The 19,905-nt window shown below is 66.3% G+C and carries 21 protein-coding genes; 5 read left to right on the top strand and 16 right to left on the bottom strand.

The genetic code is table 11. From position 1 onward, the window contains the following. Positions 1-62: 62 nt before the first annotated feature. The 15 genes from OXM57_01345 to OXM57_01275 all read right to left on the bottom strand — a co-directional run bounded on the left by OXM57_01345 (position 63) and on the right by OXM57_01275 (position 13,961). The gene (locus OXM57_01345) at positions 63-1,088 is read right to left on the bottom strand and encodes an ABC transporter ATP-binding protein (protein ID MDE0351325.1); all 1,026 of its coding nucleotides are present in this window, start codon (positions 1,086-1,088) and stop codon (positions 63-65) included. A 2-nt stretch (positions 1,089-1,090) separates the two neighbouring features. Then, the gene (locus tag OXM57_01340) at positions 1,091-2,086 is read right to left on the bottom strand and encodes an ABC transporter ATP-binding protein (protein MDE0351324.1); all 996 of its coding nucleotides are present in this window, start codon (positions 2,084-2,086) and stop codon (positions 1,091-1,093) included. Positions 2,087-2,106: 20 nt separating this feature from the next. Next, a complete protein-coding gene (locus OXM57_01335; protein ID MDE0351323.1) occupies positions 2,107-3,009 on the bottom strand; it encodes an ABC transporter permease in 903 nt (300 codons plus the stop codon). Next, complete coding sequence (locus OXM57_01330) at positions 3,006-3,938, bottom strand: ABC transporter permease (GenBank protein MDE0351322.1); 933 nt, start codon at positions 3,936-3,938, stop codon at positions 3,006-3,008. Before OXM57_01330 ends, OXM57_01335 begins: the two co-directional genes overlap by 4 nt. 224 nt (positions 3,939-4,162) lie before the next feature. Beyond that, complete coding sequence (locus OXM57_01325) at positions 4,163-5,803, bottom strand: ABC transporter substrate-binding protein (protein ID MDE0351321.1); 1,641 nt, start codon at positions 5,801-5,803, stop codon at positions 4,163-4,165. Between the two features lie 197 nt (positions 5,804-6,000). Continuing rightward, the gene (locus tag OXM57_01320; GenBank protein ID MDE0351320.1) at positions 6,001-7,017 is read right to left on the bottom strand and encodes an alpha-ketoacid dehydrogenase subunit beta; all 1,017 of its coding nucleotides are present in this window, start codon (positions 7,015-7,017) and stop codon (positions 6,001-6,003) included. Beyond that, positions 7,017-7,985 carry a thiamine pyrophosphate-dependent dehydrogenase E1 component subunit alpha gene (locus OXM57_01315; GenBank protein MDE0351319.1) on the bottom strand — a complete coding sequence of 323 codons (969 nt, stop codon included), beginning with the start codon at positions 7,983-7,985 and terminating at the stop codon, positions 7,017-7,019. Before OXM57_01315 ends, OXM57_01320 begins: the two co-directional genes overlap by 1 nt. Next, complete coding sequence (locus OXM57_01310; GenBank protein ID MDE0351318.1) at positions 7,982-8,260, bottom strand: lipoyl domain-containing protein; 279 nt, start codon at positions 8,258-8,260, stop codon at positions 7,982-7,984. The genes OXM57_01315 and OXM57_01310 overlap by 4 nt, the downstream gene beginning before the upstream one ends. A gap of 14 nt (positions 8,261-8,274) precedes the next feature. Further along, positions 8,275-9,216 (bottom strand): zinc-binding alcohol dehydrogenase family protein, encoded by a 942-nt coding sequence (locus tag OXM57_01305; protein MDE0351317.1) that lies wholly within the window; start codon positions 9,214-9,216, stop codon positions 8,275-8,277. Further along, positions 9,213-9,557, bottom strand: coding sequence for a cupin domain-containing protein (locus tag OXM57_01300; GenBank protein ID MDE0351316.1), 345 nt, complete (start codon positions 9,555-9,557; stop codon positions 9,213-9,215). Before OXM57_01300 ends, OXM57_01305 begins: the two co-directional genes overlap by 4 nt. Positions 9,558-9,573: 16 nt before the next feature. Next, positions 9,574-10,935 (bottom strand): amidohydrolase family protein, encoded by a 1,362-nt coding sequence (locus OXM57_01295; GenBank protein MDE0351315.1) that lies wholly within the window; start codon positions 10,933-10,935, stop codon positions 9,574-9,576. A 22-nt stretch (positions 10,936-10,957) separates the two neighbouring features. Then, the gene (locus OXM57_01290) at positions 10,958-11,827 is read right to left on the bottom strand and encodes a phytanoyl-CoA dioxygenase family protein (GenBank protein ID MDE0351314.1); all 870 of its coding nucleotides are present in this window, start codon (positions 11,825-11,827) and stop codon (positions 10,958-10,960) included. A 49-nt stretch (positions 11,828-11,876) separates the two neighbouring features. Then, positions 11,877-12,230, bottom strand: a complete 354-nt coding sequence (locus OXM57_01285) for a hypothetical protein (protein MDE0351313.1) — start codon at positions 12,228-12,230, stop codon at positions 11,877-11,879. An 11-nt stretch (positions 12,231-12,241) separates the two neighbouring features. Next, entirely contained in the window at positions 12,242-13,090 is an 849-nt protein-coding gene (locus OXM57_01280) for a polysaccharide deacetylase family protein (GenBank protein ID MDE0351312.1), read from the bottom strand. A gap of 22 nt (positions 13,091-13,112) precedes the next feature. Further along, a complete protein-coding gene (locus OXM57_01275; protein ID MDE0351311.1) occupies positions 13,113-13,961 on the bottom strand; it encodes an ATP-binding cassette domain-containing protein in 849 nt (282 codons plus the stop codon). 64 nt (positions 13,962-14,025) lie between these two features. Here OXM57_01275 and OXM57_01270 point away from each other — a divergent pair, with 64 nt between their 5' ends. From OXM57_01270 to OXM57_01250, 5 genes are all read left to right on the top strand, one after another. Next, a complete protein-coding gene (locus OXM57_01270) occupies positions 14,026-14,424 on the top strand; it encodes a cupin domain-containing protein (GenBank protein ID MDE0351310.1) in 399 nt (132 codons plus the stop codon). After that, positions 14,424-15,839: an amidase gene (locus OXM57_01265; GenBank protein ID MDE0351309.1), complete on the top strand. Its 1,416-nt coding sequence runs from the start codon at positions 14,424-14,426 to the stop codon at positions 15,837-15,839. Before OXM57_01270 ends, OXM57_01265 begins: the two co-directional genes overlap by 1 nt. 43 nt (positions 15,840-15,882) lie before the next feature. After that, positions 15,883-16,692 carry an alpha/beta fold hydrolase gene (locus OXM57_01260; GenBank protein MDE0351308.1) on the top strand — a complete coding sequence of 270 codons (810 nt, stop codon included), beginning with the start codon at positions 15,883-15,885 and terminating at the stop codon, positions 16,690-16,692. A 204-nt stretch (positions 16,693-16,896) separates the two neighbouring features. Next, positions 16,897-18,282 carry a sugar ABC transporter substrate-binding protein gene (locus OXM57_01255; GenBank protein ID MDE0351307.1) on the top strand — a complete coding sequence of 462 codons (1,386 nt, stop codon included), beginning with the start codon at positions 16,897-16,899 and terminating at the stop codon, positions 18,280-18,282. 105 nt (positions 18,283-18,387) lie between these two features. Further along, positions 18,388-19,440 carry an ABC transporter permease gene (locus OXM57_01250; protein MDE0351306.1) on the top strand — a complete coding sequence of 351 codons (1,053 nt, stop codon included), beginning with the start codon at positions 18,388-18,390 and terminating at the stop codon, positions 19,438-19,440. 66 nt (positions 19,441-19,506) lie between these two features. Here OXM57_01250 and OXM57_01245 read toward each other — a convergent pair whose 3' ends face one another. Next, positions 19,507-19,788 carry a putative quinol monooxygenase gene (locus tag OXM57_01245; GenBank protein ID MDE0351305.1) on the bottom strand — a complete coding sequence of 94 codons (282 nt, stop codon included), beginning with the start codon at positions 19,786-19,788 and terminating at the stop codon, positions 19,507-19,509. Positions 19,789-19,905: the final 117 nt, after the last annotated feature.

Below are 19,905 nucleotides of genomic sequence, written 5' to 3'. Positions count from 1 at the left end.
CGAACCGAATACTGCGCCGGCGCGGTCCGAGAGAGCGCTCCCCGTCTGGCGAAGATGCGAGTTCATGCGTAACCGCCCTCCCGGGCCGGGGGCTTCACGTAGCAAGCTACCAGGTGCCGCGACCCGGTGTGCTCGAGAGCGGGTTCGGCCTCGCGGCACATGTCCTGGACGAAGGGACACCTGGTGGAGAACTTGCACCCGGGGGGCATGTCAAGGGGTGACGGGACGTCTCCACGCAGCGGTGGTTCGGCCTTGTGGCGCGGATCCGGGTCGGGACGCGAAGCCAGGAGAGCCTGCGTGTAGGGGTGCTCGGGCCGCCCGAACACCTTCTCGATCGGTCCCCGCTCCACGATCCGCCCCATGTACATGACCGCCACCGTGTCGGCCACCTGGGAGACGACGGAGAGCTGGTGGGCGATGAAGATCATCGTGAGCCCCAGGCGGGCCTGCAGATCCCGGAAGAGGTTGATGATCTGGGCCTGGATGGAGACGTCGAGTGCGCTCACCGGCTCGTCCGCGACCAGCATGTCCGGGCCGACCGCCAGAGCCCGGGCGATGGCGACCCGCTGCCGCTGCCCGCCGCTCAGTTGCCTGGGACGCCGGTCGGCGAGCGTGGCCGAGAGCCCGACGCTCTCGAGATGCCCGGCCACGAACGCATCGTCCTGGCCGGCGTCGACGAGGCCATGCACCTTGCCGGCTTCGAGGATCGACGCTCCCACCGTGAGGCGGGGATTCAGCGACGTGAATGGATCCTGGAAGACCATCTGCACCCGGCGGCGCAGCCGGCGCAGTTCGGTTCCCTCGATGGACCGCACGTCGATGCCGTCGAACCTGACGCTTCCGTCATCGGGGTCGACCAGGCGGATCAGGCATCGGCCGAGGGTGGTCTTGCCGCTTCCCGACTCGCCGACTATGCCCATCACCTCCTGGCGGCGCACCCGGAAGGAGACATCCTCCACGGCGACGAGACGCCGGACCGGGGCTCTCCTCATCCGCTCGACCAAGGTACGGCGCACCGGGTAGCCCTTGGTGAGGCCTTCGACCTGGAGCAGAACGTCCCGGCTCGGGTCCTCCGGTGGACGCGTCATGGTCACGGCAGCGCGTCTCCCCGGTCCGGTGCCCCGGCCTGGCGATCGCGCCACGTCACGAACGGGCAAGCCGTGACATGGTCGCGTCCCACCGCTTGCAGCGACATGGGGACCGAGCCGCAGCCATCCCTGACGAAGCTGCATCTGGGGCTGAACGGGCATCCGGAAGGCAGCCTGGAGAGCTCCGGGGGCTGCCCCTTGACCGGGACTATCTCCGTACGGTTCACGGCGTCGAGATGCGGGATCGATGCCAGCAACGCCTGCGTGTAGGGATGGTTGGGATGGTCGAATATCTCCTGGACCGGCGCCTGCTCGACTATGTAGCCGGCGTACATCACCGCCACGTGGTCGCAGTGCTGGGCGATGACCCCGAAGTCATGGGAGACGAGGATCATCGCCATCCCCGTGTCCTGCTGCAGCTCGCTGAGCAGCGCCATGATCTGCGCCTGCACGGTCACGTCGAGGGCGGCTGTGGGTTCGTCCGCGATCAGGAGCATCGGTTCGGCGGCGATGGCACTGGCGATCATCGCCCGCTGTCGCATGCCGCCGCTCATCTCGTGCGGGTACGAGTGGAACTGCGTCTCCGGCGAGGCGATGCCGACCCGGTCGAGCAGCTCGATCGCCCGCCGGTTTGCCTCCCGCGTACCCATCCCGCGCTTGATCTTGAGCACTTCGACGATCTGGTTGCCGACCTTGTAGACGGGGTTGAGCGAGGCGGTCGGATCCTGGAAGACCATCCCGATCTCGCCCCCGCGCACCTTACGGAGTTCGGCGCGGGACAGCCTGAGCAGGTCACGCCCGTTGAACACCACCCGCCCGTCGATGACCTCTCCCGGCTTGGGCACCAGCCCGATGATCGATCGGCACGTCATGCTCTTGCCAGATCCCGACTCGCCCACGAGCGCCAGGGTGGCGCCCCGTTCCACGGTGAAACTCACCCCGTTGGTGGCGAGTAGCAGGCCTTCCAGGGTTGGGAAGCCGGTGTGGAGATCTTCCACGTCGAGGAGCGGGGGTCCGCCTACACCGTCAATCGCAACTCCTCTCCGAGCCGGTCGGCCAGCGCGTCGCCGAGCATGCTGAAACCGACCCCGATCGTTACCAGCACCAGACCGGACAGGGTGGTGATCCACCACCCGACCCGGAGGTGGCCCTGTCCGTCGGCGACTATGACGCCGAGTTCGGCTGTCGGCGCCTGGACACCGAGACCGAGGTAGGAGACACCGGCGATGAGCAGCAGGTTGAGCACGATGTCAGCCACCGAGAACACCAGCGGGGACCGGATGAGGTTGGGCACGGCGTGGCGGCCGAGGATGCGGGAGGTGGAGTAGCCGAGGCCCTTGGCGGCCAGCATGTACTGCTGCTCACGGATCACCAGCATTTCGCTCCGGGCCAGCCTGGCATAGAGAGCCCAGCCGACCGACAGCACGCCGATGAAGATGCCGACCAGACCGGGTCCCGTGATGGCTACGACCGCGATCACGACGACCAGGAAAGGGAAAGCCATCACGATGTCGACTGCACGGTTGATAACCGTGTCGACCCAGCCCCCGAAGTAACCGGCGATCATGCCCAGGGTGACTCCCACCAGCAGCGGCACGTAGGTGATCACGAGCACGATCGCCATGTCCAGCCGTATCCCGTGCAGCACGCGGGAAAAGACGTCCCGGCCGAGTTCGTCGGTGCCGAAGAAGTGTTCGCCGGAGGGCGGCTGGAGCGTTGCCGTCAGGTCGAGTTCGTTGGGCGGGTACGGCGAGATCCATGGAGCCAGAAGTCCGGCGAGGACGACCAGTACCACTATCGACCCGCCGATGTAGAGCGCGACGTTCGACCACCGCCGGTCGGACAGGGCCCGCCTCCGTAGCCGCCGGGTCGCCACCAGCAACCGCTCCTGGCGCGCCGGCGCCTCGCTCGCGATGGTCATTTGGTTATCAGCCTCACGCGCGGGTCTATCGCGGCGTAGGTGAGGTCGGCCGCGAGGTTGATCAGGATGACGGTGAGCCCGAAGAACAGCACCAGTGCCTGGATGACCGGGTAGTCGCGCTGCAGCACGGCGTCGACGATCAGCGACCCCAGGCCCGGAATCGCGAAGACGTTCTCGATGATCACGGACCCGCTGATCATGAACCCGATGATCAGCGAAAGCACCGTGACCGTGGCGATCAGCGAGTTCCTCATGACGTGCCGGCCGATCACCCTGGACTCGCGGTACCCCCTGGCCCGGGCAGCCTCCACGTACTCCTGGTCCAGCACCTCGATGATGCTGGAGCGCAAGGTTCGGGCCAGGATCGGCGCCAGGAACAACCCGATGGTGGTTGCCGGCAAGGTGAGGCTGCGCAGGATGGTGAGGACGCTGGTCTTGTCGTATCCCGCCACCGGCAGCCAGCCCAACCGGATGGCGAAGAACAGCGCTAGCAGCAGCCCCAGCCAGAAGGAGGGCATGGCGAAGGTGATCATGCTGCCCAACCGCATGAGATGGTCCTGCCAGCGATTCCTTTTCACCGCGGACAGGATCGCGAGGGGAACCGCCACGAGCACCGCGATCACCACGCTGTAGAACAGCAGAGCGAAGCTGATCACCGCACGGGTGGCTATTACGTCGCGGACCGGTTCCTTCTTGAGGATCGACTCGCCGAAGTCACCGACCACGGCGCCCCTGAGGAAGCCGATGAACTGCTCGGGTACCGAACGGTCAAGACCCAACTCACGACGCAGGATCGCCAGGCTCTCCGGCGTGGCGTTGTACCCCAGCATGTTCAGGGCCGGGTCTCCGGGCACGAGCACGATGATGACGAACGCGCCGACGATGACCGCCGCTACCACCGGGATGCTGTGCAGCAGGCGGCGACCCATGTAACGGTACACGTTGCCGGGTCAGCCGCCCGGTGGTCTGTCTGCGGAACTGCGCCGTGGCATGCGCCGGCAGCGGCGTTCCTCGCAAGGCGCGCCGACGAAGGCGTACCCGCAGCGGTACGTCGAGGAGGCGGAACGCCGCGAGGGGCGTCGATGGCAAGCAGGGCGCGGCAAGCCGTTTTGCAGACAGACCACTTTGTACTGCCGAGTTCGCAGGCCGTTCCCTACTGCTCGATCCATGTGTTCTCGAAGTGGTACACGCCGAGAGCGTCCTGGTCGACGTCGTGCACGCCGTCCCGCACGCCCGTCGCCAGGGGCAGCCACAGGATGTTCAGCCACGGCATGTCGGCGACCCACGCAGCCTGTATCTGGGGCCAGAGCTCCTGCCGTCGCTCCTCGGTGGCCGCAACCGCCTCCTCCACCATGGCCCATAACGCCTCATTGCCCCATGCGCTGAAGAAGCCGTCCAGCCCACCCTCGGTGGGATCGGTCATCAGCAGGGCGAACTCGTCGGGAACCAGCACGTCCGAGGTCCACTTCAGGAAGGGCATGGTGATCTCGTAACCGTAGCTGAACAGGTTGTCGGCCAGGGTGCTCTCATCCAACTCCACCAACTGCAGGTCCACGCCGATCTCGGCCCACTGGGCCTGCAGGACCGTGGCCAGGGACTTGTGCTGCCCCGAGCCGGCCGGGAACTGGAAGGTGATGCTGAACCCGTCGGGAACCGAGGACGATGCGATCAATTCCTTGGCCTTGTCCAGATCGAACTCGAACGGGGCCACTTCGCTGGTCGGCGCGTTGTACTTGAGCGGCGGTATCAGGTGGTTGGGGATCGTGCCGACCCCTCCGAACACTGCGGCGTTTATCGCTTCCCTATCGGTGGCGTAGCTCAGCGCCTGGCGGACGGCGAGCTCGTCGAGCGGTGGGGCGCTGTTGTTGATCCAGACGGGCTCCTGGCGGGTGACTTCCCGTACCAGCACAGTTACCCCGTCCATATCTCCGACCGCGTCGATCTGGGTGAACGGGACGCTCTCCATCACGTGAGCTTCGCCCGAGTCGAGCTTCAACGCCCTCGTGTTGTCGTCCACTATGAAGTCGTAGCGCAGCTCGTCGAGGTAGGGCTTGCCCTCCTCCCAGTAGTAGGGATTCGGCTCGAAGCTGATGCTCGTACCCCGGATCCACTCCTTGAGCTTGAACGGGCCGCTTCCGACGGGGTCCTCCCAGAAGGCATCGCCCTGGGCCTCGAGCACGGCCTTCGGCACGATGTACGCCGGGAAGATGCTGATGTTCTCCAAGAACGCCGCGATCGGCTGGTCGAGATGGATGATGAAGTTGCGGTCGTCGATGATCTCGGTGCCCGTGTACCCGAGGGCGAGGAACGGAAGGATCGTGTTGATCTCGGGATTGGCGAACCTGTCGAGCGAGTACTGCACGTCCTCGGACGTGACCGGGTCGCCGTTGCTGAACATGGCGTTCTCCCGGAGGGTGAAGCTCCAGTCGAGGCCGTCATCGCTGACCGTCCACGATTCGGCGAGGGCCGGGATGATCGAGGTGCCTCCCTTGGGATCCGCGTACACCAGGGTGTCGAAGATCAACTCGTGGGCGTAGATCTGACCGTTGTCTGACAGCTCGAAGGGGTTGAGCGTGTTGGTCTCCAACTGGCGGGCGAACACGAGCGTGCCGCCCCGCTGGGGACCTTCCATGGCCGCTTCGGTCGTTGTGGGCGCTTGCGTGGCCTGGGTGGTCGCTTGGGTGGCCGCTTGAGTCGTCGCCGGGGCCTCTTCTTCGTCGGTTCCGCACGCCGCCGCCACCAGCCCGATCGCCAGTAGGCAAGCAATCATGCGGTAAAGGGGTCGTAGTCTCATGGGAGCCTCCCTCGCCTCATGGAGCTTGGTCCAGCTCGCGCACCGCCGACACGTCTGCGCGGAGGCAGGAGCGTGCGGTCCAATTCGGCTGAACTTTGCTGACTGAGGCTAGACGAACCGGCTCCCACGCGTCGGGCAGAGCCTCGTTGGTCACGAGACGACCAAGGACCAGCCGGGATGGGGATAGGGTTGAACCGTTACGAACTCAGAACTTTCCCGACAGCTGCTTTGATGCGGGCGGCATCGGGGATGTAGGCGTTCTCCAGGGGTGGGCTCAGCGGTACGGGGGAGTGGGGGGACGTGACCCGCCTCACCGGGGCGGCGAGCGCGTCGAAGGCGTGTTCCGAGACCATGGCGGCGATGTCGGCCGCGATGCTGCACCTGGGCGGGCTCTCGTCCACCACGACCAGCCGTCCGGTCTTGCGGACCGACTCCAGGATTGTCTCCGAGTCGAGCGGCGACAGGGATCTGGGGTCGATCACCTCCGCCTCGATGCCGTCCGAAGCCAGGGCGTCGGCTACCTCCAACGCCAGCTTGGCCATGTACGAGATCCCGACGATGGTCACGTCCGTTCCCGGGCGGGTGACCGAGGCCGAGCCGAGGGGGACGGTGTACGGGTCCTCCGGCACCTCCTGGCGGGTGTTGTAGAGGCGCATGTGCTCGAAGAACAGGACCGGATTGTCGTCCGCGATGGACTCCAGCAGCAGTCCCTTGGCGTCGTAGGGGGTGGTAGGGATCACGACCTTGATCCCCGGCAGGTGCGTGTAGACGGAGTAAAGCGTGTCGGAGTGCTGCCCGGCCGCTCCCAGCCCGGCGCCTATGGCCATCCGCAGCACGAGGGGCACGTTTGCCTGGCCGCCGAACATGTAGCGCATCTTGGCCGCCTGGTTGTGGATCTGGTCGAAGGCCAGCGGCGTGAAGCTGGACCACATCATATCGACCACCGGCCGGATCCCGGCTGCTGCGGCGCCGACCGCGATCCCGACGATGCCCGCCTCGGAGATGGGGGTGTCCCGGACCCGGGTAGGACCGAACTCGTGGAACAGGCCCCTGGTGGCACCGAAGGTGCCCCCCATCGCCCCTTCGTACGGCTCGCCGAGACCTGCTCCACCCACCACGTCCTCGCCGTACACCACCACCGTATCGTCGGCTGCCATCGCCTGGAACATGGCCTCGCCCACGGCCTGGAGCATGGTGATCGGCCTTCTAGGCATTAGTACGCTCCGCTGTAGACGTAGTCGGTGACGCCGGCGGCGGTCGGCCACGGATCGGCCTTGGCGGCCGCCACGCCCCGGTCCAGCTCATCCACGATGGCCGCGCGGATGCCATCCACGGCTGCCTCCGTGAGTATCCCGGCCGCCTCCAGTTCCGACCGGAACCGCTTGAGCGGATCCCTCCGCCTGGCGGCCTCGAGATCGTCTTCGTCTCGGTACTTCTGGGTGTCGCCCACGTAGTGAGCCGAGATGCGGGGGATCTTCGCCTCGATGAACGAAGGACCCGCGCCGCGCCGGGCCCGCCCGATCGCTTCTGCGGCTACGTCGTGGACCGCGCAGGCGTCGGCGCCGTCCACCACATGTCCCGGAATGCCGAACCCGTCGGCCCGTCGGCTCAGATCCTCGACGCTCTGGGAGTAGGACGCCGGGGTGGACTCCGCCCAGCCGTTGTTCTCGCACACGTATATGACCGGCAGCTTCCAGATGGAAGCCAGGTTCATCGACTCGTAGAGGATGCCCTGCCCGGCCCCGCCGTCCCCGAAGAAGCTGACCGAGACGTTCGACGTGCCCTTGACCTGCTGGGCGAAGGCTCCGCCGGTGGCGAGGCCGATGCTCCCGCCGACGATGGCGTTGGCGCCCAGCATCCCTATCTCGAAGTCTGCGATGTGCATCGATCCGCCCCGGCCCTTGCAGAGGCCGGTCTCGCGCCCGTACAGCTCGGCGAGCATCCCCGCGATCGAGCATCCCTTGGCCAGACAGTGCCCATGGCCGCGGTGGGTGCTGGCGATGAGGTCATGGTCCGACAGGTTGGCGCACACCGCGGTTGCCACGGCCTCCGCGCCGATGTAGGTGTGGACGAAGCCGGGCATGTCTCCCCGCTGGTACTCGAGCGTGACCCTCTCCTCGAACAGCCGGATCTTCATCATCGTCTCGAACATCTCGAGCAGCGTCCGGTCCGCGATGGTCATGCGGTTGCTCCTCCCTCGACCAGGCTCCGGTACTCGGCCTCGCTCTCGGCGATCCAGCCGATCACTCTCCCGATCGGGTAGTCCTCACCGACCGGCGCCCCATGATGCACGATCCCGTCGGCGCCCGCCTCGATCTCCATCTCCACCTTGTTGGTCTCCATGAGGAACAGTGCCTCACCGGCGCGGACCGATGCCCCCTCTTCCACGAGCCAGTCGATCAGGTGGCAGTCGTCCATGTAGATGCCGGTCTTGGGTATGAAGACCTCGTGGGCCATGGATGTTCTTTGCCCTACCCGGGGATCAGCACTTGCTTGCCGTTGCCCGAAGCTACCCCGCCCCAGGCGGAGGCCACGCCGGAGAGCGGCGTCGTGGCAACCGGGAGGATCAGATCGCCGGCGGTCGCCAGGTCCACCATCTCCAGGTACGTGGCGACCACCACGTCGCGCGGTACTCCGAAATTGCTGTATCCCCTGATCGTGAGCTGCTTACCGCGGACCAGCCCGGACGCGAGCGTGGCGACGCCGCTCGCCGCCTGCCCGACGTGGATCACCCGGGCCCCGAGCGCGGTGGCGGTGAGCGCCGCCTCGAGGGGACCGCCCCATAGGGCATCGAACACCACCTGGGCCCCGCCTTCGGCAGCGGCCTGCAATCGGCCGGCCAGATCGTCACCCTCGGTGGATACCACCGCGTCGGCCATCCCCACCAGGGCCGCAAGCCGCTCGGGATTCCGTCCCACGGCCACCACCTTCGCCGCTCCGGCAATGCGTGCCGCCTGGACCGCGATGCTTCCCGCCGCACCCGTCGCCCCCAGGACGATGGCGGTCTCTCCCGGCTGCAGCTTCGCCGCCCAGGTGATGGGAAGCCAGCCGGCGAGCGCGGCGGTTCCGAGCGCCGCGGCGGTGGCGGCATCCGCGTCGTCACGGATATCGACCAGGGCGATCTCCGGAGCATTGAAACGCTCGGCGGCGGTCCCGTCCCGCACCACGCCGAGGCCACCGCCCATGACGAACACGCGCCTGCCGTCCTCCAGGCGGCCCACTGCCTCGACGGCTGTTACGTAGGGCATGGGCGGGTGTCCGGCATAGAACCCGCCGGATGCGATGGCCAGATCGACCGGGTTGAGAGAAGCCGCCTCGAGCTCTACAGCGACTTCGCCCTCCGCCGGCGCCGGCAGGTCGCGCTCCTCCACGACAGGAGTAGCGCCGGGTGCGGTGATTAGGGCGGCCTTCATGGTGTCGTCTCCTTCTTGGGCAGGTAACGGTCGGCGTCTGCGAACACGTCGATCCCGCGGTAACCCCCCCGGATGCGGGTGATATGGGTTACACCGGCGGGGACCGTGTAGGTGTCACCGCGGCGGTAGGTGCGGGTCTCGCCTCCTATCGTCATCTCCATCTCCCCCTCGAGAACCACCCCCCACTGCGCGCCGTGGACGTGTTCGGGCACCTCGACATCGTGGTCGATCTCGTAGAACATCGGCATGCAGTACTCGTTCGGAACGATGTGAGCCCGCATGTCGACCGGGCTGTCCGGCACGGGCAGTGCCTTGATGAAGTCTGGGAAGCCTTCGCTCACAAAACGGTCCTTTCCCTCACAGCGTCGCGATCAGTGCCGCATAAGAGTCGGACGATCCGGCCCGTTCATCAAACCGGTACACCTCCGGGGTAAAGACGTGGGTCTTCTCGAAGGAATGCTTCAACCTCGGCAGTGAGGCAGGCCGCCATGGCGAGACCGGGCTCCCGGCCTTGACGATGGTGCGGATGCTCGCCCGCTCCTGGAGGATCGTGACGTCCTCGTCCGGGTTGCCCTCCACTACCAGCAGGTCGGCGTACTTGCCCGGCGTCAACGTTCCGATCTTGCTGGCGTGCTGCGGCAGCGTTACGGCGCTATTACGGGTCATCGACAGCAGGGCCTCGAAGTGGGACATGCCGAGGAGGTCGACGAACAGCTCCATCTCCCTGGCATGCCACTGGCCGTAGGGGGTCATGGCGAATCCTGACTCCGAACCCCCGATCATGGTGGCACCGGACTCGTGCGCCTTGCTGAGGATTGCGACCGCGGCGTCCAGCTCGCGCTTGAAACGGTCCCGCACGGGCGGGGAGAGGTTGGCCCGGTTGGCCTCCAGGGTGTTGACCAGCAGCGTCATGGCAGGGAGCAGGGGGATGTCCTTCTCCAGGACCATCTCGAGGGTCGGCTCGTCCATGTAGGAGGCGTGCATGATCCAGTCCACGCCCGCCAGCGCCGCGTACTCGACCGATTGGCGGGACCGGGCGTGGATGGTGACCGGACGGCCCAGGCGGTGGGACTCCTCGACGGCCAGCTCGAGTTCATCCAGCCGGAAGGAGGCGTACTCGTCGGACGAGGCGCCGGATCCGGCGATCTTGATGAGGTTGACACCGTCCTTCACCTCGTTGCGGATCTCCTGGAGCAGTTCGTCCCGGTTGCGCACCAGTGCACCGAACGAGGACTCCGGGACCCCGATCCAGCTGGGGAAACCGTCCCCGATTCCCTGCTGGGTGGTGATCTGCTTGCCCGCGCAGGCCATCCGCGGTCCCTGGATGAGGCCGGCTTCGATCGCGTCCCGCACCGCGATCGCCACCGCATACGGTCCTCCCGGATCGCAGCTGGAGGTCACGCCCGCCATCAGCGCCTTCTCCGCATCGACCGAGGCGCGGATCGCCCGGTATTCGGCCGGTGTGTAGATCGACAGCTCCTCTTCGGACTCGGCCTCTCCGAAACTTATGTGCATGTGCCCGTCAACCAGCCCGGGCATCACCGTGAGGCCGGTGGTGTCGACTTCCTCGTAGCCGTTTGCCAAGAACTCCCGCGGGATGGCGTCGGCGTGACCCACCCAAGCGATCCGGTCGGCCTCGACCACCACGCAGCCTCGATCGATGACCGTCTGGTCCTCGCATGGCAGTACCCGGCCCCCGTTGAACCGATAACCCGTCATGGTCCTATCTCCTCTGCGTGCCTCAGATCGGGACGATGGGGAAGTACTTGCCTCCCATCGGCTCACCGATCTCTATCCCCACCTCGTCGTCCGAGTAATTGAACTCGTATCGTCTGCTGCCGAACCAGCGGGTGCCGTCGGCAAAGAAGCGAACGACGATGGCCCGGCGCGGGATGGTCGAGACGTTGGGTAGCGAGGCGTGCCAGGTCAGGCAGTGGTGCATGGACACCGAACCGGCCGGCAACGTGATCGTCTCCACCGGCAGGCCGACCTCGGCAGGGTCGTCGATCGGTCTGACAGTCGGGGGGCGCAGGTCGTGCAGGTAGGTCGATCCGGTCCCGAAGGCGGCCGGCAGCGTCTCGCCCATCACGTGGCTTCCCGGGACCATCTGCATCGCCCCGTTCTCGGCGGTCACGTCGTCGAGCGCCAGCCAGGCGGTGACGGCGTTCGGCTGGGCGAGCGGCCAGTAGGGATAGTCCTGGTGCCACTTGAGGCTGCCGCCCTTCCCGGGATCCTTGAACAGGGCGTTGTCCTCCAGGATCCGAACCTGGCGCGATCCCATGAGCTGGGATGCCCAGCCGGCCAGGATCGAGTTGAAGGAGACGATCCGGATGTTCTCGTCCCATGTCCAGAGGTTGAACAGGAAGCCCACCGACTTGCCCGGCTCGGGAGGGAGCACGCTGTCCTCGGGCCAGATGGCGGGATCGAGCAGGTCCCACTCCTCACCCTTGCCCCTCTGGAGGACGCGGGCCCTCTCCACCACGTCCCGCAGCATCTCCACCTGCTCGGTGGTGAACACCCGGCCTGGTCGCAGGAATCCCTTGTGATGGAACTCAAGAAGCTCGTCGGCGCTCAGTGCGCTGGTGCGAACCTCGTCGGTCACCGTCTGCATGCTTGACCTCCTAGCGGTCCGGCAGCCACCCGAACACATGTTGATGTCCTCATTCGATCACTTCCACGGATGACGTCTCCACGGTGCAGATAAGCGGCGGGTCCACATCAGCCCCGGCATCGACCGAGTATGGCACTTCGCTTTCGGCTTCGACCCGGTCCACCGTGAACCCCACCTCGTGGTAGACCTCACTGGCGAGGTCTAGCCACATCGCCACCAGTTCCAGCCGCACCGCCACGTCGGCGTCGTTGCGCAACGTGCCGCCCACCGATTCCGACGAACACTGGCGGACGCTGGCCAGTATGAATGTCTCGACGTCACGGTCACCCTCGGCACGCGGTAGGTAGCACGATACCGCCAGCACCGAGATCGCGACCAGGAGCGCCAAACGCCCGCGCGTCAAGGCCTGAGCCCTCACGACCCTCGCTGTTGCAGCTGCTGGTTGTAATAGTCGGTGTAGGACATGACCTCCACGCCCTGCTCGACCGCGTACTCCATCACGCCGCGCGCCCAGCCCGTCCCCGCCTCGTTGTAGCGGATCATCGCCCACTCGTGAAAACAGGCTCCGTAGACCAGGTCCGTGTCGACGATCTCGTCCACCCCTTGCTTGAGGACTTCGAGGAACTCGGCGCCCCGGTCGATGCCGTACCCCTCGAACCAGAAAGCGTCCGCCCAGTGCTGGAAGGGCAGTTCCAGGATGTCGGGGAATCCCTGCTCCTCGTACCAGAACGGCTGGATATCGAAGGGTGAGGGCATGTCGTGCTCCGAGTTCCGCCCCCAGGAGGTTACGTACTCGATTCCGTTATCCGCCAGCAGCTGCAGATGGTCGGGCCGGTCGGCGAGACCCAGGTAGTAACCGTGCGGGGTCCGTAGCCCGATGCAGTCGGTGCCCAGATGCTCCTTGATGAGCGCGGATGTCGCCTCCAGTTCGTGGCGGAGGGCCTCGGGCCGCGACTGCGGGAACAGCCCTCCCTTCCAGGTGTCGTCCTTGAAGAGAATGTGGCTGTAGGTGTGCTGCTGGACGTCGAGCAGCGGGTTGGCGGCTGCCTTCCTGAGCGCGGGGAGGCATTGGAGCAGCGTCCGGCCGCACACGAACAGCGTGCCCGTGACACCTACGGCTTCGTGGATGGCCGTGATGATGTCGAGTCCCGCTTCGGTGGTGTCGTCGGGCAGGGAGCCGTAGAAGCTCTCCCCGCCGCCCCGCGCCAGATTCTCACCGATAGCGTGATACTCGGTGTCGTAGCCCATCAACATCGTCGCCATGGCGATCCCTCCTTATGTGTGCTTATGTTTCGGTATGCCGGGCGGTGTCGAGATCCCCGAGCGCCACGCCGGTGATCATGTCGACGAGATGGCGGGGAGTGATCCCTTCCATGCTTTCGATCTCGCCCACCTTCAGGCCGTGGCGGAGCACGACCACCCGATCGCATACCTTCACGACATCGTGCATGTTGTGGCTCACCAGCAGTACCGCGACCCCTTGCTTCTTGAGGCGCTCGATCAGGTCGAGCACCAAGCGGGTCTGCTCGACTCCGAGCGCGGCCGTCGGTTCGTCGAGAACCACGATGTGGTTACCCCATGCCACGGCCCGGCCGACCGCTACCGCCTGCCGCTGGCCTCCCGACAGCTTGTCGACAGGTTGTCGCACCGACGGGATGTCGATGCTCAGCCGGTCGAGTATCTCCCGGGATTCCCTGTACATGCGGCGCCGGTCCAACCATCCCAGCCAGCCGAACAGTCCCCACCTGAAGGTGTGTTCCCTGTTCAGGAAGAGGTTGGTGGCGACATCGAGCGTGTCCACCAGTGATAGGTCCTGGTGGACCGTTTCGACGCCGAGCCGGTGGGCGACCTCAGGGTTCTCGATGGACACCACGGAACCGTCGATGAGGATGTCCCCCGAGTCGGGGGTGAGGCCACCCGAGACGCAGTTCACAACGGTGGTCTTGCCTGCCCCGTTGTCGCCGAGCAGACCGAGCACTTCGCCGCGCCGGATCTCGAAGCTGACCTCCCTGGCGGCGCGGACCGCTCCGAACGACTTCGACAGGGAACGCACCTCGAGGGCAACCGAACCGTTGGATCGACTCGAAGCTGTCGCATGGGTGTCGGGAGCGGGTGGATCGTGGGTCTTTACCATCGCATCGAACCGGCCTGTCAGGAGGTCTCCTAAAGTATATCCGTCCCCAGGAAAGGAGGCCCGAGTGCCCGAATACGTGGTTCGAGCCGACACCACACCCCCATCCGACCTCTCGGGAACGGCCTTCAGCCATCTGGACGTGCGGTGGCTCGTGAGCGACGAACGGAACGGAGCCGAGCTGACCGGCGTCGGCCAGACCATCTATCCAGCTCATGGAGGGACTCACGAGGTGCACCTGCACCCGAACGCGGAGGAGGTCGTGATCGTCCAGTCGGGCCGGGGCCGCCATCTGGTTGGAGACCACTGGTACGACGTCGGGCCCGGCGACATCATCTTCGTCCCGCGCAACGTCGTCCACGGGGCCGAGTCGGACGGCGACGAGGACCTGGTCATCTACTGGGTCCTGGGCGGGGCGGGAAGCCTCGAGGACGCCGGCTACGTCTCGGTCGGTGCGTCCGAATAGTGGATCTCTGGCAGCACTCGGTCACGGAGCTAATCGACGCGTACCGGAGCGGGAGCACCTCGCCGATCGAGGTTGTCGAATCGTCCCTCCGCCGGATAGAACTCCTGGATCCGTCCATCGGCGCCTTTCGCGAGGTGTTCCGCGAGCGGGCCGCCGACGAGGCTCGGCAGCGGAGCGACGAGCTCGCGCGAGGAGTTTGGGCCGGTCCGCTGCACGGCGTTCCCGTTGCTATCAAGGAACTCTTCGACGTGGAGGGTGCGGTGGGCTGCTACGGGTCGACCATCCTGGCGGACCGCATCGCTCCGTCCGATGCTGCCGCGGTGGCTAGCTGGCGGCAGGCGGGGGCCATCGTGGTCGGCACCACCCGCTCGCACGAGTTCGGCTGGGGAATCACCACCCAGCATGCGACGCTCGGAAGCACCTTGAACCCCTGGAACACGGACCGCGTACCCGGAGGATCGAGCGGAGGATCGGCGGCGGCGGTCGCGATGGGCATGGTGCCCCTGGCACTCGGGAGCGATACCGGTGGTTCCATACGGATCCCGGCCTGCTTCTGTGGTGTGGCCGGGATCAAACCCACCTACGGGCGGGTTGCCAAGCGCGGCGCCGTATCGCTCGCTCCGTCCCTGGACCACCCGGGACCGATCGCCCGAACGGTTCCGGATCTGGCGGTCGGGCTGTCGGCCATGTCCGGATATGACCCTTCGGACCCGAGCACCCTGCCCATCCCGCCGCCTTCGGCCACGGTGACGTCCTCGCTCGCCGGTGTCCGGGTCGGAGTGGTGGCCGGTCTCCATCCACGGCCGCTCCGCGAGGACCAGCGGATCCGGTTCGATGCGGCCATCGAAGCGATGTCGGAGGCGGGCGCCCTCCTCGTCGAGCTCGGGTTTTCCGGGGCCGAGGAGATCAGGCCGACCTTCGCAACTATCCAGATGGCGGAGGCGCACCATGTTCATTCGTCAGTCATGGGGATCTTCCCCCGGCGGGCCTCCGAATACGGCGCCGATGTGAGGGGACGGCTCGAGATGTCGGCGGACATCGGCCTGGCCGACTACCTGTCGGCCCTGGAAGCCAAGCGCGCCCTCCGGCACCGTTTCGCCCGCCTGTTCGACGAGGTGGACGTGGTTGCGACCCCCATAACGGCCGGTGGACCGTCCACGACCTCGGCGCCGGACGACTCGTCGGACGGCGCCGGAGAGGCTCCGTTCCGTGATGTGGTGATGGACTACACGGTTGCCCAGGACCTGTTCGGGCTCCCCGTATGCGCGGTGCCGAACGGTCGGGACGGCGAAGGCCTTCCCCTGGGAATCCAGCTGACCGGGCCGCCCCTGTCCGAGAACGCGGTGATGGACGCCGCGGCGGGAGCCGCCGCGGTCCTCCCGAGCCCGGGCTTCCCACCGATGGTCGGCTCGTAAACAGAAGAACTCCTAGGATGGCCGTCCGCGACCAAGGACTCTCTTGCCGACAGCTGCCCTGAGCACGGGCGTCGACCTCTACTACGAGTGGCACGGTACCGCCGACGGCCCACCGGTGGTGTTCGTGCGAGGCACCGGCGCCGACGGCTCCCGCTGGCTTCCCCAGGTCGAGGAGTACCAGCATCGCTACCGGTGCGTGATCTTCGACAACCGGGGAGCCGGGAGGAGTTCGGCCCCGCCCGGTCCCTACACCGTCCCGATGATGGTTGACGACACGATCGCCCTCCTGGACCATCTCGGGATCGATACCTGCCACCTGTCCGGCATGTCGCTCGGAGGCGCTATCGCAGTCAGGCTGGCGATCGACTTCCCCGAGCGGGTTACGACCCTGCAGCTCCATGGCGCCTGGGCGAAGACCCATGGCTACGCCAGGATGTACCTGTCGCTGCTGAAGCGGTTCCTCGAGGAGGGCGGTCTGGACTTCTACTACGAGGCGGCGCTTCTCTACCTGTTCCCGCCCGACTTCATCACCAGGGAATACGACCTCACCCTCGAGATTCTCCAACGGATGAAGGCCAACTCGTCACCCATGGCCGGCTTGGCCGGGCAGATCGAGGCCAACCTGACGCATGACGAAGCGGATCGGCTGTCGCTTGTCCGAGCGCCCACCCTCGTCACGGTGGGGGAACTCGACATGTGCCTGCCGCCGTATTTCAGCCGTGAGCTGGCCGACGGGATTCCCGGTGCGGAGCTGGTGGTCTTCCCCGGCGGATCGCACCTGTTCGGCATGCAAGATCCGGCCACCTTCAATCGGGTGACCCTTGACTGGCTGGCGCGAAACGGAGGGATCTAACCGGCGTAAGGGGTGGAGGTCCCCGGGTATCAAGAACGGGGCTGGAGACACGAATGTCCGGATTACGGATCAGCCGCATCCAGAATCCCAGGGATCGAGAGGGCGGTGCCATTTCTGTGGACGTCCAGAGGTCCGGGACACTATGTTTATGGGGTAGCCATCGCGTGCTACAGGCAGAGCAAGCGGGCGATTAGGGAGGGCGATGTGAGAACGGTAAGGATGTGGAGGTTGTTGGGCCTGCTACTGGTCCTGGCTCTGGTGGGCGCGGCATGCGGTGCCGAGGAGGCGGACACGTCGGCGGCCGACGCGGCTGCGGCCCAAGCGCGTGCCGCGGCTGCAAGCGCTGAGGCCGAAGCTTCCGCTGCGCAGGCTCAGGCCTCGGCGGCCCAGGCGGAAGCCGATGCGGCCGCGGCGGCGCTGGCCACGGCTCAAGCCGAGTTGGAAGCTGCCCAGGCGGCGGCTGCCTCTGCCATGGAGGGCGATGAGGCTTCCCAGGCGGAAGCTGATGCGGCTGCCGCGGCGCTGGCGACTGCTGAAGCCGAGTTGGAAGCTGCCCAGGCGGCGGCTGCCGCTGCTATCGAGGGCGATGAGGCTTCCCAGGCTGCGCTGGCCGAGGCGGAGGCTGCGTTGGCTGAGGCGGAGCAGATGGCCGCAGAGCAGGCTGCTGCGGCGGCGGCAAGCAAGGGCACCATCGCGTTCAGCTTTGGCAATGAGGGTGCTGGGATATACCGGCTCGTCGCCGACCCCGCCAGACTCGAGGCCGAGCGGCGCGGTTATGACTGGGTCGAGGGCTCGGCGAATGGCGACTGCGAGAAGCAGGTCCAGGACATCGAGGGCTTCGTGGCCGCCGGTGTCTCCGCCATCGTGTTCCTTCCCTTGTGCGGCATCGAGCCGTACCTGCCTGTGGTGCAGGCGGCCAAGGATGCCGGCATCGTCGTAGTCGGATATTCGACCGCGGTCCCCGGTGGTGACTCGTCCATCGTCTACGCGAACGTCGACGGAGCCCGCGCGGTGGCAGCTGAGGCTCTTCGCTGGTTGGAAGAGGACTTCACGGGCGATCCGGAGACCTTCTCCTGGGCGCTCTTCACGTTCGATCAGTGCGGAAGGGCGTGTACAGACCGTACCGATCCGATCCGAGAGATCATCACAGAAGCGACCGGCGTGGCTCCTCTCGAGGCGGAGTCGGTTGCCGAGGCCACCGGACTGGAAGCAACGGAGACCTTCCTCCAGGCTGATCCGGGACTCAACATGGTCATCGGGATCAACGACGGCGGAGCGCTCGGCGCCTATCAGGCATTCGTGGCCCAGATCGAGCAGGATGGCCGGGATCCGGGCGAGATCTTCGTCGGGGGAATGGACGGACAGAACGAGGCCTTGGAGCTGCTGGCCGGTGCCGATGAGTACGGCATCTACCGCGTTTCGGGAGCCATAATCATCGACCAGTTGGGCAAGGCCGTGGCGGACCTTCCTGCCAACATCCTCGAAGGGCAGCCGCCCACCAGCCTCGTACTCAACTACGTGGCAATCACGCCGGGTATGGCGAACTTCGCGCAGCAGGTGCTGGACAACTACGCGCAATTCCTGGGCTAGATCACCAGGTCAGGTATTTCGGGGCGGTCGGTGAGCGGTGTTAGGACGCATGCTCAACGGCCGCCTCGCCTGTTCTCATGAAGATGGATCCCGGATCGAGGCCTGATGCCCGGACGTGAGCGTTTAGGGCTGCGTTCGCGGGCCGCGGCTCTACTTGGAGACAACCAACAGGAGATCGCAGGTACCTGGGCGAAGATCCTCCGCAACGGGATCGTCGGGGCGTTGGTGGTGGAGGTTGTCTTCTTCGCCATCTTCTCCGACCGGTTCCTCACCGTGTCGAACTTCCGCCTGGTCCTGTTGCAGACCGCCGTCATCGCCACCCTTGCCATACCGAGCGCGCTGCTCCTGATGGCCGGATATGTCGACTTCGCCATCGGCTCTATCACCGGCCTGTGTGCGGTTATTCTCGGAAAGCTCCTGGAAACCACGGGGATCGTACCCGCCCTGATCATCGTGGTACTGCTCGGTGTGGCGGTCGGCGCCGCGCAGGGAATACTGTGCTCCCCGCTGGGATTGTCGCCGATCGTGGTGACCCTGGGTTTCTTCACAGGGGTCCGCGGGGTGGTCTTCGTGGTGACCGACGCAAGGACAGCATCGGGATTCGGCGACACCTTCGCGATCATCGGCCGGGGTCGGGTCCGCTGGCTGGAGATACCCGTTCCGGTCGCCATTGCCGCGGTGACCCTGCTGCTCGGGGCCATATTCCTCTACAGGACGAGATGGGGTCGCTACGTCGTGGCCATCGGCGTCAACGCGAGAGCAGCCTTCAGGGCGGGGATCCGGATCAAGGCGATACCCGTTTACCTCTACATGGCGACCGGAGCGGGAAGTGCGGTGGGGGCGATGATCTTGGTCTCGAGGCTTGATGCGGCACCCCCCCTCACCGGGGATGGTCTCGAGTTGAACGTGCTGAGCGCGGTGCTCCTCGGCGGCGTCGCGTTCGGCGGCGGTCGGGGATCGTTGATCGGGGTGATAGCCGGCGTGCTGTTCGTCGGGCTCCTGAACAACGGGCTTCTCCTGTTCGGCGTGGCACCGTTCTGGTTCCGCGTGAGCGCCGGCGCGGCGCTCGTGGTGGCCGCCAGCCTCGACGCTATCGGCCGCCGCCTGGAGGGACGCAGCACCGGCGGGCTGGGCGCGCTGGGCCGCGGCGGACTCTGACCCCTCGCCGGTCCGATCCGCACCACCTACCGGAAGGACATCCGGCCCGGACCGGAAACTCCCGGCCTATGAGTCCACGATCTCGACGCTACGGTCGTCCAGCAGCGGGCGGATCTGCTTCACAGCCACTTCCGTAAAGTGCTCGGTCGCCTGGTGCGCGGCGAACGCGGCCCGGTCGACATACTTCTCCAGCAGCAGGAACCTGCGCCGGTCGTCCACGCTCCTGTAGACCTCGAACGCGAGGCACCCCGGCTCCTCCAGCACTAGAGCCGTGTAGCCCCTGAGCAGGTCCGCCACTTCGCCGTCCTTGCCGGGTGCCGTCGTGTAGGTCGCCAGGACAATGGTCATGCCGTTTCCTTCCCTCTGCAGGTCGTTATGTGCTCAAGTGCGAGAACACCGGGACGCCTCGGATAATACGCCGCACCGGGACACTCCCCGTCCGGGTGGGCAGGCGATACAGTTCTG

It is taken from the genome of bacterium (assembly GCA_028820935.1).
Taxonomy (GTDB): domain Bacteria; phylum Actinomycetota; class Acidimicrobiia; order Spongiisociales; family Spongiisociaceae; genus Spongiisocius.
The sequence above is the reverse complement of the archived record's forward strand: the minus strand, read 5'-3'. Positions and strand labels throughout refer to the sequence as shown.